Source organism: Dictyoglomus sp. LHC4 (assembly GCF_055181355.1).
This window is the reverse complement of sequence record NZ_CM143707.1, coordinates 1,856,732-1,870,842: the sequence shown is the minus strand read 5'-3', so window position 1 is coordinate 1,870,842 and position 14,111 is coordinate 1,856,732. Positions and strand designations below refer to the sequence as shown.

General features: G+C 31.4%; 18 protein-coding genes. 15 read left to right on the top strand and 3 right to left on the bottom strand.

The window, feature by feature from the left end:
- Position 1: 1 nt before the first annotated feature.
- Positions 2–265 (bottom strand): hypothetical protein, encoded by a 264-nt coding sequence (locus tag ACY3JO_RS09440; RefSeq protein ID WP_463084740.1) that lies wholly within the window; start codon positions 263–265, stop codon positions 2–4.
- 18 nt (positions 266–283) lie between these two features.
- On the bottom strand, positions 284–463 hold the full coding sequence (locus ACY3JO_RS09435; protein WP_148806048.1) for a hypothetical protein: 180 nt from the start codon (positions 461–463) through the stop codon (positions 284–286).
- A gap of 123 nt (positions 464–586) precedes the next feature.
- Between ACY3JO_RS09435 and ACY3JO_RS09430 the strand changes: the two genes are divergently transcribed.
- From ACY3JO_RS09430 to ACY3JO_RS09395, 8 genes are all read left to right on the top strand, one after another.
- Complete coding sequence (locus ACY3JO_RS09430) at positions 587–1,366, top strand: sugar phosphate isomerase/epimerase family protein (protein ID WP_463084739.1); 780 nt, start codon at positions 587–589, stop codon at positions 1,364–1,366.
- Between the two features lie 127 nt (positions 1,367–1,493).
- Positions 1,494–2,339, top strand: a complete 846-nt coding sequence (locus ACY3JO_RS09425) for a MurR/RpiR family transcriptional regulator (RefSeq protein WP_463084738.1) — start codon at positions 1,494–1,496, stop codon at positions 2,337–2,339.
- 18 nt (positions 2,340–2,357) lie between these two features.
- Positions 2,358–3,311, top strand: a complete 954-nt coding sequence (locus tag ACY3JO_RS09420) for a phosphoglycerate dehydrogenase (protein ID WP_463084737.1) — start codon at positions 2,358–2,360, stop codon at positions 3,309–3,311.
- A 109-nt stretch (positions 3,312–3,420) separates the two neighbouring features.
- Positions 3,421–4,407, top strand: a complete 987-nt coding sequence (locus ACY3JO_RS09415; RefSeq protein WP_463084736.1) for a C4-dicarboxylate TRAP transporter substrate-binding protein — start codon at positions 3,421–3,423, stop codon at positions 4,405–4,407.
- A gap of 77 nt (positions 4,408–4,484) precedes the next feature.
- Entirely contained in the window at positions 4,485–4,964 is a 480-nt protein-coding gene (locus ACY3JO_RS09410; protein WP_463084735.1) for a TRAP transporter small permease, read from the top strand.
- Between the two features lie 2 nt (positions 4,965–4,966).
- On the top strand, positions 4,967–6,250 hold the full coding sequence (locus ACY3JO_RS09405; RefSeq protein ID WP_463084734.1) for a TRAP transporter large permease: 1,284 nt from the start codon (positions 4,967–4,969) through the stop codon (positions 6,248–6,250).
- A gap of 11 nt (positions 6,251–6,261) precedes the next feature.
- Complete coding sequence (locus ACY3JO_RS09400) at positions 6,262–7,020, top strand: SDR family NAD(P)-dependent oxidoreductase (protein ID WP_463084733.1); 759 nt, start codon at positions 6,262–6,264, stop codon at positions 7,018–7,020.
- Between the two features lie 189 nt (positions 7,021–7,209).
- On the top strand, positions 7,210–8,388 hold the full coding sequence (locus ACY3JO_RS09395) for an FprA family A-type flavoprotein (protein WP_463084732.1): 1,179 nt from the start codon (positions 7,210–7,212) through the stop codon (positions 8,386–8,388).
- Positions 8,389–8,400: 12 nt separating this feature from the next.
- Here the strand turns inward: ACY3JO_RS09395 and larE are convergent, their stop codons facing one another.
- A complete protein-coding gene (gene larE / locus ACY3JO_RS09390) occupies positions 8,401–9,216 on the bottom strand; it encodes an ATP-dependent sacrificial sulfur transferase LarE (RefSeq protein ID WP_463084731.1) in 816 nt (271 codons plus the stop codon).
- A 132-nt stretch (positions 9,217–9,348) separates the two neighbouring features.
- On the opposite strand from larE, the gene nikR reads away from it, so the two are divergent.
- From nikR to ACY3JO_RS09355, 7 genes are read left to right on the top strand one after another with little or no spacing between them, the layout of a single operon-like run.
- Positions 9,349–9,750: a nickel-responsive transcriptional regulator NikR gene (nikR, locus tag ACY3JO_RS09385; RefSeq protein WP_463084730.1), complete on the top strand. Its 402-nt coding sequence runs from the start codon at positions 9,349–9,351 to the stop codon at positions 9,748–9,750.
- Positions 9,751–9,809: 59 nt separating this feature from the next.
- Entirely contained in the window at positions 9,810–10,490 is a 681-nt protein-coding gene (gene cbiM / locus ACY3JO_RS09380; RefSeq protein WP_463084729.1) for a cobalt transporter CbiM, read from the top strand.
- A complete protein-coding gene (locus tag ACY3JO_RS09375; protein WP_463084728.1) occupies positions 10,483–10,821 on the top strand; it encodes a PDGLE domain-containing protein in 339 nt (112 codons plus the stop codon). The genes cbiM and ACY3JO_RS09375 overlap by 8 nt, the downstream gene beginning before the upstream one ends.
- Positions 10,818–11,612, top strand: coding sequence for a cobalt ECF transporter T component CbiQ (cbiQ, locus tag ACY3JO_RS09370; protein ID WP_463084727.1), 795 nt, complete (start codon positions 10,818–10,820; stop codon positions 11,610–11,612). The genes ACY3JO_RS09375 and cbiQ overlap by 4 nt, the downstream gene beginning before the upstream one ends.
- Positions 11,588–12,328, top strand: coding sequence for an energy-coupling factor ABC transporter ATP-binding protein (locus ACY3JO_RS09365; protein WP_463084726.1), 741 nt, complete (start codon positions 11,588–11,590; stop codon positions 12,326–12,328). Before cbiQ ends, ACY3JO_RS09365 begins: the two co-directional genes overlap by 25 nt.
- A gap of 42 nt (positions 12,329–12,370) precedes the next feature.
- Positions 12,371–13,729, top strand: a complete 1,359-nt coding sequence (locus ACY3JO_RS09360; protein ID WP_463084725.1) for an MFS transporter — start codon at positions 12,371–12,373, stop codon at positions 13,727–13,729.
- A 57-nt stretch (positions 13,730–13,786) separates the two neighbouring features.
- Positions 13,787–14,074 carry an RNA recognition motif domain-containing protein gene (locus ACY3JO_RS09355; protein WP_463084724.1) on the top strand — a complete coding sequence of 96 codons (288 nt, stop codon included), beginning with the start codon at positions 13,787–13,789 and terminating at the stop codon, positions 14,072–14,074.
- Positions 14,075–14,111 lie beyond the last annotated feature (37 nt).

Here is a 14,111-nt window from a genome sequence, read left to right as displayed (position 1 = left end):
TTTAATGGATATGTGGTGAAGGAGGAAAGAATAAATCCCAATCTTCATCTTGCTTTAGCCAACCTTCTTGCATAAGAAACTTTTTTGTGGCCAAAGCTAGAAATTGAGCAAGTAGGAGATAATCATCGTCATCTATATCTCCATTAAGCTCATCTTTCAATCTTTCAGAGAGTTCTAAACGATCTACATAACTCTCTAAGGCTGTATAGTAAAAAGTTATTAATTTTTCTTCCCAATCAAAGTTTATTTTAGGATTCTTCTTCAATATTAATCCTCCCTAAAATTAGTCTTTTTTAAGATTTATCTGTACAGAAGGATCTTCTAATACCCATCTTAATAAAGCAATCATCTTTTGAGCTGTTTCTCTTCTTATATATTCAGGCCCAAAGCTATCTAATAATTTAGAATGCTTGTAATTACTTAGCTCTTGAATTAGCTGTCTTATTTCTTCTGGCTTTCTCATAATCTTTTCAACCTCCTATACAATATTTCCTTTAGTATTTCTCGAATAGTTTAGCATAGATTAATGTATTAAGCAAGTTATGTTAGAATTTGAATAGTAAAAAAAGAAAGGGGGAAAGATTTTATGGAATTAGTATGGTCAACAAGTAATATTTGGAATTTATCCTTAGAGGAGGTTTTGTTATTAGGAAGGGATTTTTCAAGATATGTAATATTAGATATGGGAAAAATTAAAGATTTTTTAAAAGAAAAGAGTATTGATAATTTGAAAAATTTGTTTCATGAATATGATTTAAAACCGCTTATGATTATTCATGATGAAAGGGTGGGAGAGAAATTTGATGAGGAAAAGATTAAAGAGATCTTAGTTTTGTCTCATCGTTTAAACATACCATATTTTTTTATTAATTCAAATATAAAACCTGAAAATCTTAGTTTTATTGTTGCCATGGAAGTTTTTAAAAGGAATTTAGAAAGATTGAAGGAGATAGTTGATATTCCATTAGTGATTAAAAATAACTTTTATGGTATTATAAACACATTTGGAAAAGCATATAAATTGGCAAGAAGTTTAGATAATGTTTTCTTGTATTTTGATATATTTCATTATTACTTGTCTGGTGAAGAGCTTGATGTTTTTAGAGATAAAGATCTATCTTTAATCAAGTTTGTTGTATTGAAAGATGCAGAAAATGTTCCGAGATATTATTTAAGAGAGCATCAACAACTCTTTCCTGGAGATGGGGTTATTCCTATTATTCAAATTTTTAGTTACCTAAGGGAAGGGGGTTTTGATGGATATGTGGTACCAGAGATAAGAAGACCTGAGTATGATAAAATGCAGCCGAATGATTTTGTGAATATCTTATTTGAAAAGTCCCAAAATATATTGAGTAACATTTAATTTTTTATGTAAAAAATTTTCACCATACAATCTATTGACTAAATAACTTTTTCTATATTATTATTTAAATGTAGTATTTAGCAATATTTTTTATTTGTGAAGAAAAATTTCTTATGAGGTGTTAAAAGTGGAAAATAATGTTTTGGAAAAAATAAAGGAGAAAAAACATTTATTTAGAGAGTCAGAGGAAAAAGTTGCTAATTATATATTGACTCGTTGGCAAGAAGTTTTGCACCTTCCAATTACAGAATTAGCTGAAAGAATTGGAGTTAGCGAGGCTACTATAGTAAGAATGTGTAAAAAGATGGGGTTTAGAGGTTTCCAGGAATTAAAAATAGCATTGGCTATGGATAAGATTCAACCTATAAAAACAGTACATCAGGCTGTTCAGGAAGGGGATGATTTGGAAACAATTTTAAAGAAGATTTTTTCGGCAAATATAAGAGCCATGGAAGCTACTTTGAATGTATTATCTGTGAATGAACTTGAAAGGGCTATTGATGCTCTTTGTAATGCAAGGCAAATTCAAATATATGGAGTTGGTGGCTCTGGTCCTGTTGCCCTTGATGCTCAGCACAAGTTAATGAAAACAGGTATTCCTACAGTAGCCTATATAGATAGTCATATGATGGCTATGTCTGCTAGTATTTTAGAACCTCAGGATGTAGCTATTGGAATATCAGCATCTGGTAGTAGTAAAGATATAGTAGAAGCACTAGCATTAGCGAAAGAAAGAGGCGCCACAACCATAGGGATCACACACTATGCTAAAACCCCTATGGATAGAGTTTTAGATATTAAACTATCTGTATCCTCTGAAGAGACTTTCTATAGAACTGAGAGTACTTCAGCTCGAATTGCTCAACTTTCGATAATAGATACTCTTTATATTGGTGTTGCTCTAAAAAGATTAGATAAGACTATAGAAAACTTGAGGCTTACTCGAGAGGCAATAGTTCCTAAGAGATTTTAAAAAAAAGGAGCGAGGCGTTTGGGATTTAAAGTACTTATTACTCCAAGAAGCTTTGAATATATAAAAGATAAGTTTTGGGAGTTGTTAAAAGATGCAGAGATAGAAGTTGTCATGAATCCCTATAATAGGGTTATTAAAGAAGATGAAATGGTAGAGCTTATTAGAGATATGGATGGAATTATTGTTGGTATAGATCCAATAACAAAAAAAGTAATTGATAATGCAAGAAAATTAAAGGTCATTTCAAAATATGGGGTTGGTGTCGATAATATAGATTTAGAGGCAGCAAAAGAGAGAAATATTGTTGTTACAAATACTCCTAATGCTAATAGTAATGCAGTGGCAGAGTTAACTGTAGGTTTAATTATCTCTGTATTAAGAAACATTCCCCTTTCTGATAGGAGGGTAAGGGAAAAGAAATGGGATAGATTCATAGGTTATGAATTATATGGAAAAACTCTTGGAGTAATAGGTACAGGAAGTATAGGGAAAAGGGTTATAAAGTTATTAAGAGGCTTTGATTTAAATATCCTTTGTTACGATAAGTTTCCAGACTATGAATGGGCAGAGAAAGAAAATGTTAAATATGTGGATTTCAACGAGTTATTAAAGAGGTCAGATATTATAACTATTCACATTCCATTAACAGAGGAAACAAGACATTTAATTTCTGAGAGAGAACTATCATTGATGAAGAAAACAGCAATAATAATAAATACATCAAGAGGTGGAATAATAAACGAAGAAGATCTTTACAAATTTCTAAAAGAAGGGAAAATATATGGAGCTGGATTAGATGTACTTGAAGATGAACCTCCTAAAAACTCACCTCTTATTGAACTCAACAATTTAGTAATTACATCTCATATTGGAGCTCATACACAGGAGTCAATAGAAAACATGGCATTTATAGCAGTTGATAACCTTATTTCAGTTCTGAAGGGTAAAGAACCTAAATTTAGGGTTTGCTAAATTATGAGAATTGGGGGTGGGAATTGGAAGTATAAAACTGTTGGGATGCTTAAGATTTTTAAAGATCTCAGTTTTTAAGTAAAAAATGTTACAGGGAGGTAGGTAAAAAATGAAAAAGTTTCTAATGTTATTTACTTTAGTTTTATTGATTTTAGCGGTACCACTTTTTGCTCAAGCCCCCAAATATGTTTTAAAGTTTAATCATGTGCTTTCTCCTCTTGATCCATATCATGAAGGATTCTTAAAATGGGCAAAGGCAGTGGAAGAGAGAACAAAGGGCGGTTTAAAGATAGAAGTATATCATAGTGCTCAACTTGGAGTAGAAGAGGATATATTAGAGCAGATTAGACAGGGAGCTAATGTAGGTCAAAATACTGATGCTGCAAGAATGGCTATGTATCTACCAGAAATTGGAGTTATGAATTGTCCGTATTTTGTAGATTCTGTGGATGAGGTGGCAAAACTCAAGAAAATGCCAACAGTACATAATTGGTTGAAGACTCTGGAAGAAAAGTATGGCTTTAAGGTGCTATCTTTTACTTGGGTACAAGGCTTCAGGCATTTTATGACGAATAAACCTATTAAGAAACCTGAAGATCTCAAAGGCTTAAGAATTAGGACTCCTGGTACTCCTGTTTGGCAAGAATCTATTCGTGCTCTTGGAGCAACTCCTGTTGCACTTGCTTTTGGTGATGTATATCCTGCTCTTCAACAGAAGGCTATTGATGGGGTAGAATTGGTTTATAATAATATACCTGGAATGAGACTTTATGAGGTTTTGAAGTATGTTAATGAAACAAGACATATTCTCCTTATAAATTTTGAGGTGGTAAGTGCAAAATGGTTTAGAAGTTTACCTCCTACTTATCAAAAGATCCTTGAAGAAGAATGCGATAAAGCGGGATTGGAAACTACAAAAGTGGTATTCCAGAGGGAAGAGGACGTAAAGAGATTAATTCAAGAAAAAGGAATGACTATAGTTCCTATGAAAGATATTGATCTTGAAGCCTTTAAGAAGGCTGGAGAAAAGGCATATGAAGTATTGAAAGTTAAGGAAGTAAAAGAAAGAATCTGGAAAGAGTTAAGAAAGAAGTAATAGTATAAATCAAAGTTAATATATGGGGAGCCTTTATAGGCTCCCCATAAGTTTGTTTGATAAAGGGGGAAGATTAAATGAGGAAAATATATGAAGTTTTTGGAAAAGTAGAAGAATTTATTTCAGGAGTTTTTTTAGTAGCTATAGTTGCACTGGTATTCATTGGTGGAGTGGCAAGGTTTCTTCATAATCCTATTTATTGGGCAAATCCTCTTGCAAGTTTTCTATTCGCGTGGGCTGCTATATTAGCAATGGATATTGCTTATAGACAGGATAAACTCATGAATGTAGATTTTTTAGTGAAAAGATTATCAATGAGAGTTCAAGGTTATATAAAAATATTTAACTATTTAGTGATTTCTGGTTTTTTAATATACCTAATTATATTTGGTGTCAGACTGTCTTTTATACAGAGATATAGGACTTTTGAGGGGATGTATGGTTTTAGCTATATGTGGGCTACTTTAAGTATTCCTTGTGGGGCTATTTTCCTTTTAATAACTACTTTAGTAAAGATTATTGATGAAATAAAAGGTTTACAAAATAGGAGGAATTAAACATGCTATTAGTTATCATATTTTTCTTTCTGTTTATGCTTCTTGGTATGCCGGTAGTTTTTGCCATAGCTATTTCAGGATTTTTATTTTTTCTACAACATCCTGAAATTCCAATTACTACTCCAATTCAACAACCTCTTTCTCAAACTATAAATTTTGCACTTCTTGCGATTCCCTTATTCATAACAGCAGGAAATATGATGAATAAAACAGGTATAACTAAGAGATTAATAGATCTATCCGTGATTTTAGTAGGACACCTTAGAGGTGGTCTTGCCCAGGTAACTTGTGTCCTTTCTGCTTTAATGGGTGGTGTATCCGGTTCTGCCATAGCTGATGCTGCTATGGAAGCTCGTATGCTTGGTCCTGAGATGATAAGAAGGGGCCTTCCTAAAGGATATGCAGCAGGAGCATTAGTTTATTCTTCATTAGAAGTGCCAACAATTCCGCCCAGTATTGGATTAGTACTTTTTGGAACTATTGCTCAGGTTTCTATAGGTAGACTTTTTGCAGGGGGAATAGTGCCAGGTCTTTTAATAATGGTATATCTTATGATAACAGTCGCAATTACAGCTAAAATTAGAAATTTTGCTCTTCTAAGGGAAAAGAGACCTTCTGCTAAGGAAGTAGCCACAGGTTTTCTAAAGAGTATATGGGCAATTCTTTTTCCTATCATATTACTTGTTGGACTTAGAGGTGGATTTTTTACTCCTTCTGAGATAGGAGCTCTTTGTGTAGTATATGCGGTATTGGTTGGACTTTTGGCTTATAGAGAACTTAATTTTAATAATTTCGTAGAAGCCTTGAAAAGTTCTGTTACTGATATAGGAGCTACCATGTCCTTAATTGCTTTTTCAAGTATTTTTTCTTATGGTATAGTATGGGAAAGAATTCCAGAATTAATATCAAACTTTATTTTGGGGATAACTAATAATCCTTTTGTGTTCCTTCTTATTTTAATTGTAATTCTTCTCATAGCTGGATCTTTTATTGATGCTACAGTTCTTATTTTGATGTTAACTTCCATATTTTTCCCAATAGCAATAAAGCTTGGAGTTGATCCAATACATTTTGGTCTTATATTTGTAATTGCTTGTGCTGTTGGTAATTTTACACCCCCTGTAGGAGCAGCTATGTATGCTGTATGTACCATATTAGACGTCTCCTTAGAAGAATATTTAAAAGAATCATGGCCATTTCTTGTGGCTATTGTTATTGCTATTATTACCATAATTTTATTTCCAGGTTTAGTACTGTTTATTCCTAACTTAATATTTGAAAAATAGGAGGATATATTATGAATTTTAAAGATAAGGTTGTTCTTATTACAGGTGCAGGTTCTGGTATTGGGAGAAAGACTGCCATTATGTTTGCTGAAAGAGGGGCAAAAGTTGCTGTAAATGATATATCTAGGGATAGAGGAGAGGAAACGGTAAAGATTATTAAAGATCAAGGGGGAGAAGCTATTTTTATTTTAGGGGATGTATCATCGCAAAAGGATGCTGAAAGGATTATAAAAGAGGTAGTAAATACATTTGGGAAAATTGATATTTTAGTTAACAATGCTGGAATAGTAGTTTATGGAAAGGTGGAGGATACCTCAGAAGAAGATTTTGATAAAACTATGCTTGTAAACGTTAAAGGACCATTTTTCTTATCCAAATATGCTGTGATGGAAATGAAAAAACAAGGTGGAGGAGTTATTGTCAATGTTTCTTCAGAGGTTGCTCTAAGGGCAATTCCGGAAAGGTGTGCCTACAGTGTTTCTAAAGGTGCAATTCTTGCTCTTACAAAATCACTTGCAATTGATTATGCAAGAGATAATATTAGGGTAAATGCGGTATGTCCTGGAACAACTTTTACTCAAGGACTTGCTGAAAGATTACAGAAATTGCCAAATGCTGATGAGGTTCTTAAACAAATGTCTGAAAGAAGACCGATAGGAAGACTTGGTAAGGAGGAAGAGATTGCTTTTGCAATACTTTTTGCCGCTTGTGAGGAAGCAGGGTATATGACTGGAAGTATAATTTCTATTGATGGTGGTTTTACTGCTTAAAGGAGGAGATCTTACGGTCTCCTCCTTTATTTTTAAAGTTTTTGAATTAGATCTTTTAATTTTTCATCCTTTTGGAATCGTAAAGAGACATCAATAGTATTGAAAATTTTTTGCATTTTTATTTAAAATGAGTTATAATCATTTCCTGGAAACCATACTAAAATGATAGGAATAAAGGAGGTAATATTGATGAATAAAAGGGAAATTAGAGATGGGATATATTATGTGGGGGCTCAGGATTGGAATAGAACCTTATTTGATGCCCTGATCCCATTACCAGATGGTACAAGTTATAATGCTTATTTGATTTTAGGAAGTGAAAAGATAGCATTAATTGATACTGTAGATCCATCAAAAAAAGATGTCCTTTTTGAATATTTAAAGGATGTCAATCATATAGATTATGTTATATCTCAGCATGCTGAACAAGACCATTCTGGAAGTATACCATTTGTATTGGAAAAATATCCATCAGCAAAAGTAGTAACAAATCCAAAAGGTAAAGAGATACTTATGAGTCATTTACATATACCTGAAGACAAATTTGTTACTGTAGATGACAGTGAAACATTATCCTTAGGAAATAAGATATTAAAATTTATTTATGCTCCTTGGGTTCATTGGCCTGAAACTTTTGTATCTTACCTTTTAGAGGATAAAGTTCTTTTTACATGTGATTTATTTGGTTCTCATTTGGCTACATCAGATCTTTTTGTGGAGGATGAAGGTTTAGTGTATGAGGCTGCAAAAAGATATTATGCAGAGATTATGATGCCTTTTAGAAATATAATTCAGAAAAATTTAGAAAAGATTAAAGATCTTAATATAGATATTATAGCTCCAAGTCACGGTCCAGTTTATAAAAACCCATCCTTTATAATAGATGCTTATAAAGATTGGATAAGCGATAACCCAAAGAATTTGGTTGTGGTTCCATATATTTCTATGCATGATAGTACAAAGATTATGGTAGATTATTTTGTAGATAAATTAATTGAAAAAGGAATAAAAGTACAAATTTTTGACCTTACTGTAGCAGATATTGGAAAGATCGCCATGTCTTTAGTTGATACAGCTACTATAGTTATAGGTACTCCTACAGTGCTTGCTGGACCTCATCCTAAGGTGTTATATGTAACCTATCTTGCTAATATTTTAAAGCCAAAGGTAAAGTTTGCCACCGTAATTGGTTCTTATGGATGGGGTGGTAGGACTCTTGATATTATAAAGAGTAACTTAACAAATCTTAGTGTAGAATTAATAGATCCAGTTTTAGTAAAAGGACTTCCTAAATTAGAAGATTTTAGATTACTTGATGAACTTGCGCAAAAGATTTATAATAAACATAAAGAAATAGGGGTATTTTAAAGAGGGAGAGTGCTATTTCTCTCCCTCTCTTTTAATTATCTCCTCATTCATACTTCCTGTCCTATATCCTTCTAAATCTAATGTTATATATTTATAACCAAGGCTTTTCAATTCTTTTATAATTTTATCCTTTAAACTTATTATTAAATCAAAGTCTTTTTCTTCAATTTCTATTCTTGCTACATTATTATGATCTCTTATTCTTATTTGTTTGATTCCTAAATTTCTTATAAATTCTTCTGATAATTCAATCCTTTTTAGTCTTTCTTTTTCTATCTTCTCTCCATATGGTATTCTGGTAGCAAGACAAGCAAGAGATGGTTTATCATAGGTTGGTAAGCCAAACATTTGGGAAAGTTTTCTTATTTCATCTTTTGTTAACCCTACTTCTAAGAGAGGACTTCTAATTCCCAGTTCTTTTATAGCCAATCTTCCAGGTCTATAATCTTTAAGATCATCTGCATTACTTCCTTCAATTATATGCTCTATATTCTTTTCTTTGGATATTTCTAATATCTTTTTGAAGTTTATTTTTTTACATATATAACATCTTTCTGGAGAATTATTTATGAACTCTGGATTTTGAAGAATACTGTCATCTTCTACAATTATGTGTTTAACTCCTAATGTTTCTGCTAATTTTTTAGCCTCTTCTATCTCCTTTTTAGGAAATAATGGTGAAACTAAGGTTACTGCTAATACATTATCTTTTAATACCTCTTTTGATACCTTTAAAAGAAAGGTGCTATCTACTCCACCAGAATATGCAACTGTAACTTTACCTAATTCTTTTAACAGGGATCTTAATTTTTCTAATTTTTCTTCCATATTGTATCCTCCTTAGGTTTTTTCCTTAAATAGTATACTAAAAAGGTACAAATTCTGGAATAAAATATTAAAAATAAAAACCTGAAATATATGATATAATTTTAAAAAATATATAGTGTTAAAAAGTCAAGCATGATAAAGCGTTTTGGTGTTTCTATTGAAAAAGATTTATTAGAAGCCTTTGACAAGATTATTGAGGAAAAGGGCTATAATAGTAGATCAGAGGCAATAAGAGATATTATAAGGGATTATATAGTAAAAGAGAAATGGAATGTAAAGAAAGAGAATGTAGTAGGAAGCATAAGCTTGGTATATGAACACGATGTATATGGTTTGGCAGATAAACTTACTGATATCCAACATCATTATCATGATGTGATAATTTCAACATTGCACGTACATTTCGATGAGAAAAATTGTTTAGAAGTGATATTAGTAAGAGGAAGAGTAGAGAAGATTAAGAAGCTTTATGATGAGCTTTCTTCATTAAAGTGGGTAAGACATACCAATATTTCAATAACTGATATTATTTAATTTTTTTGTTTTTATGGTAACATTTTTTAAAAAATTAATGTTACGGAGGTGACTAAGTAATGCATATACCTGATGGATATTTGGGACCTCAAACATATGGTAGTATGTTCGCTGTTATGGTACCTTTATGGGCAAAGGCTTATTCTTCTATGAAGAAAAAAGTAAAGGAAGAAACTATTCCCTTAATTGCTATAGGGGCATCTTTTTCTTTTGTTATAATGATGTTTAACATTCCGATTCCTGGTGGTACTACAGGACATGCTGTGGGAGGTGTACTTCTTTCTGTACTTTTTGGACCTTGGACAGCTCTTATACTTACCTCTATTGTGCTTATAATACAGGCTTTAGTCTTTGGTGATGGTGGTATTACAGCAATTGGTGCAAACTGCTTTAATATGGCTTTTGCTATGCCTTTTATAGGATATTATGTTTATAAATTAATAAGAGGTAAAAGTCCCATATCATCGAGAAGGTCTCTTATAGGTGCAGAAATTGGAGCCTATATAGGTCTAAATTTGTCTGCATTGTTGACAGCTTTAGAACTTGGAGTTCAGCCAATTATAGCTAAGGATTCTCAAGGATTACCTTTATACTGTCCTTATCCTTTGAAAGTTACAATCCCTGCTATGATGATAGAGCATTTATTATTGTTTGGGATAATTGAAGCGCTAATTACTGTTTTAGTACTATATTATCTTATTAAGACTGGTATTATAAAGGAGGAAAGTTATCATGGATAAAACGAAGAAGCTATTTATTGGTATTTTCATTCTTGTGCTTCTTTCCCCTTTAGGTATTTTATTACCTTATTTTTTTAAAGCTGGATCTGCTTGGGGAGAGTGGGGACCTGATGAACTTAAGGAAATGATTGGATATGTTCCAAAGGGTCTTGAAAAACTTTCTTCTTTTTGGAATTCTGCCTTTCTAGATTATAATCTTAAAAGTTGGAGTGGAAAAGGACTTTTTTATGAGATTTTGGGATATGTAATTACTGGTTTATTAGGTGTTACTATTGTAATGGGTATAACTTATTTTATAATCTCTTTTGAAAAAAAGATAAAAAATAAATGAGTAATTATGTTGATAAAACTATATTAGAGCTGAGTAGATTCTTAGAGAACACTCTAACCTTTAAAAAGTTAGATTGTCCTTATTTTTGTAGGAAAATTTCAGAAAAAGCAAGATTCTTTTCTGTTATGATATCAATCATAATCATAACACTTTTTAAAAGTTTATATATGCTTTTATTCTTTAATATTTTGATACTTATCTTACTTCTTTTAATAAATATGAACTTAAAAGATTTTTATAGAAGAGTACTATCCTTTGGATTATTATTTTCTTTTATAATAGTTCTTCCATATGTCTTCTTTAACCCTTTAACTTTTTCTTTTGGTTTTTATAAAGATGGCTTAGTGATAGCTTTAAGATTTTTTCTAAGAATATTAGCATCTATTGCTCTGATACAATTCTTACTTTTTACCAATTCTTGGATTGAGATTGTAAAAGGTTTAAGAAGTCTTTTTGTACCACCTTTTATAATATATATTATTACCATGACTTATCGATATATCTTTTCATTGGTTACTTTGGCTTTAGAAATGTTTTTGGCTAAGAAAAGTAGAATGATAAATCATAAATTAAGAAGAGAATATGCTTGGATTGGTGGTAGTATGTCTCTTTTATTTTTAAAATCTCAAGAACTTATGAAAGAAGTATCTCAGGGAATGATTTCAAGGGGTATAAGTAAGAAACTTAAAATCCACCTGAATAATAGACTAAAAAAGGTGGATTATATTTTTGTGAGTATACTGATTATATTTTTGGTAGTTTTGTTATGGATGGATCAATTTTTAAGTTAGAAAATGTAAGTTATTACTATACAAAAGAAAAAAAAGCCTTAAATTCTATAAGTTTAGAAATAAAAAGACAAGAAAAGGTAGCAATTTTAGGACCTAATGGGGCTGGGAAAACTACCCTTTTGAAAGTATTGGATGCTCTTTTATTTCCTCAGGAAGGTAAGTTTTATTTTTGCGGAGAAGAGATAAATAAAGATCATTTTGAAGATCCAGAATTTAACTATAAATTTAGAAAATCAGTAGTACTTCTTTTTCAAAACGTAGATATCCAATTATTTTTACCAACTGTGAGGGAGGAACTTTCCTTTGGACTTATACAACTGGGATTTCAAGAAGCAGAGATAGAAAAGGAAATATTACAAATTTCGGATTTATTTCGTATATCCCATCTTTTAGAATGTTCCCCTTTTCAATTAAGTGAAGGAGAAAAGAAGAAGGTTGCTTTAGCATCTCTTTTAATTATAGATCCAGAGATTGTTTTATTAGATGAACCTACTAATGGTCTTGATCCAAGAAGTGTAAGAGAATTTATAGAAATAATTCAGAAATTTCAAAGTAATGGCAAGACTGTTATTACTGCTACTCATGATTTAAATACTGCTATTAAAATTGCAGATAAGTTTTATGTGATGGGGGAGGAAAAAAATATATTAAGGGTAGGGGATTATGAAGAAATCTTTTTGGATGAGTACTTGCTTAGATTTGCTAATTTAATATAGATCCTATTTTATAAAAACATAATTGTGATATAATTTTTTTCTATGAAAATAAGAGATTTCTTTACAACTTATTTTGTAGAAGATAAAGAGCTTAAAAGAAGCTTAAATTTAGTAATTCTTGGAGTATGCTTTGGTATAGTATTTTTTAATGTAACAACAGGAGCTCCTATTGCTGGTTTTGCAAAGGAACTTGGTTTTGGAGATCTACTTTATGGTTTTATGTTGGCTATGCCAGTTTTAGGTGGGGCTATACAACTCTTTGCATCTTATGTTTTAGAAATAACAAAAAAGAGAAAGCTAATCTTCTTTTTAGGTGGATTTATTCAGAGAATACCTTGGATTTTTATTCCTATATTACCCTTCTTTATATCTGACAAAAATCTTTTGTTTTCTTTAATTGTTTTTCTTTTAGCGATTACTGCTGTTGGAGGGGCATTTATTAACGTAAGTTTTATGTCCTGGATGGGAGACTTGGTTCCTATTGAGATAAGGGGAAGATTCTTTAGTCATAGGAGCATGCTTGCAACCTTTGTTTCTTTTATTAGTGGGCTTGGTATTGGATGGTTTTTAGATAGGATCCATGGATTGATAGGTTTTGCCATAGTTTTTATTCTTGCTACCATTTTAGGGCTTTTAGATATTTGTTGCTTTTTCTGGGTATATGATCCTCCTATGAAAAAATCTGATTTTTCTCAGGTCAATTTTAGAAAGATGATGAAAAGTGTTATTAAAGATTCAAGGTTTTTCCATTTTCTTTTATTTGCCATTTTTTGGAATATGGCATTAAATATTTCTGCTCCATATTTTAATATATACATGATTAAATATCTCAAGATGAGTTATTTTGAAATAGCTCTTTATGTTCAGATTGTAAGTAATGTAATTACTATTCTTTCAGTCAGAATGTTGGGAAGATTAATTGATAGATTTGGAAACAAACCAGTTCTTATTATAAGCACGTTAGTTGTAAGCTTCTTGCCCTATATATGGTGTTTTACAACACCAAATAATTGGCTCTTTTTTGTAATATTAGTTCAAATATTTGCAGGTACTTTTTGGCCAGGAATTGATTTAACTTTTAATAATCTGGCTCTTTATCTTTCTCCTAATGAAAATAGGTCTTTTTATATTGCTGTTTTAAACTTTTTTGTAGGAATAGTTAATGCCTTATCTTTTATTTTTGGGGGATATATTATAGAATATGTGGCTCCACCAATAGTAGCCTTTATTAATAATGTTACGGGATTACACCTTGTGGAATATCATTTAATATTTATATTGTCAGGGGTTTTAAGATTTACATTTTCAAGAATATTTTTACCAAGGATACATGAGGAAAGGTCTAAGCCTGTAGAAGAGCTTAAAAACCATATTGTAAAAAAGATTAAGAGTAAGATTTGACAAATAATTTTGAAGGAGTATAATTAAAAGATAAAATTTTTTAGGAGGTACGTGAAATTGGTTAAGACACTATATGTAGGAAACCTACCATGGCAGACCACAGAGGATGATCTGCGAGGACTTTTTGCAAAAGAAGGGGATATACAAAGTATTAGGTTGATAACTGACCGTAATACTGGGAGATCCAAAGGATTTGCTTTTGTAGAAACATCAGAAGATGTGGCTCAAAAGTTAATTGAATCTTTCAATGGTCTTGAGTTTGATGGAAGAAAGATCATTGTAAGTGAGGCAAAGCCAAGAGAAGATCGTAGAACTTCTAATAGGTCTCACAATCGTAGATTTTAAATTATTAGCTGATAATTTAAAAAAAAGAGCAAAACCC

Bases quoted from the DNA above. Each gene is read 5' to 3' on its own strand.
- ACY3JO_RS09400 (WP_463084733.1), top strand. From the start codon at position 6,262: ATGAATTTTAAAGATAAGGTTGTTCTTATTACAGGTGCAGGTTCTGGT.
- ACY3JO_RS09365 (WP_463084726.1), top strand. From the start codon at position 11,588: ATGGATGGATCAATTTTTAAGTTAGAAAATGTAAGTTATTACTATACA.
- cbiM (WP_463084729.1), top strand. From the start codon at position 9,810: ATGCATATACCTGATGGATATTTGGGACCTCAAACATATGGTAGTATG.
- cbiQ (WP_463084727.1), top strand. From the start codon at position 10,818: ATGAGTAATTATGTTGATAAAACTATATTAGAGCTGAGTAGATTCTTA.
- larE (WP_463084731.1), bottom strand. From the start codon at position 9,216: ATGGAAGAAAAATTAGAAAAATTAAGATCCCTGTTAAAAGAATTAGGT.
- ACY3JO_RS09395 (WP_463084732.1), top strand. From the start codon at position 7,210: ATGAATAAAAGGGAAATTAGAGATGGGATATATTATGTGGGGGCTCAG.
- ACY3JO_RS09360 (WP_463084725.1), top strand. From the start codon at position 12,371: ATGAAAATAAGAGATTTCTTTACAACTTATTTTGTAGAAGATAAAGAG.
- ACY3JO_RS09375 (WP_463084728.1), top strand. From the start codon at position 10,483: ATGGATAAAACGAAGAAGCTATTTATTGGTATTTTCATTCTTGTGCTT.
- ACY3JO_RS09405 (WP_463084734.1), top strand. From the start codon at position 4,967: ATGCTATTAGTTATCATATTTTTCTTTCTGTTTATGCTTCTTGGTATG.
- nikR (WP_463084730.1), top strand. From the start codon at position 9,349: ATGATAAAGCGTTTTGGTGTTTCTATTGAAAAAGATTTATTAGAAGCC.
- ACY3JO_RS09410 (WP_463084735.1), top strand. From the start codon at position 4,485: ATGAGGAAAATATATGAAGTTTTTGGAAAAGTAGAAGAATTTATTTCA.
- ACY3JO_RS09415 (WP_463084736.1), top strand. From the start codon at position 3,421: ATGAAAAAGTTTCTAATGTTATTTACTTTAGTTTTATTGATTTTAGCG.
- ACY3JO_RS09430 (WP_463084739.1), top strand. From the start codon at position 587: ATGGAATTAGTATGGTCAACAAGTAATATTTGGAATTTATCCTTAGAG.
- ACY3JO_RS09435 (WP_148806048.1), bottom strand. From the start codon at position 463: ATGAGAAAGCCAGAAGAAATAAGACAGCTAATTCAAGAGCTAAGTAAT.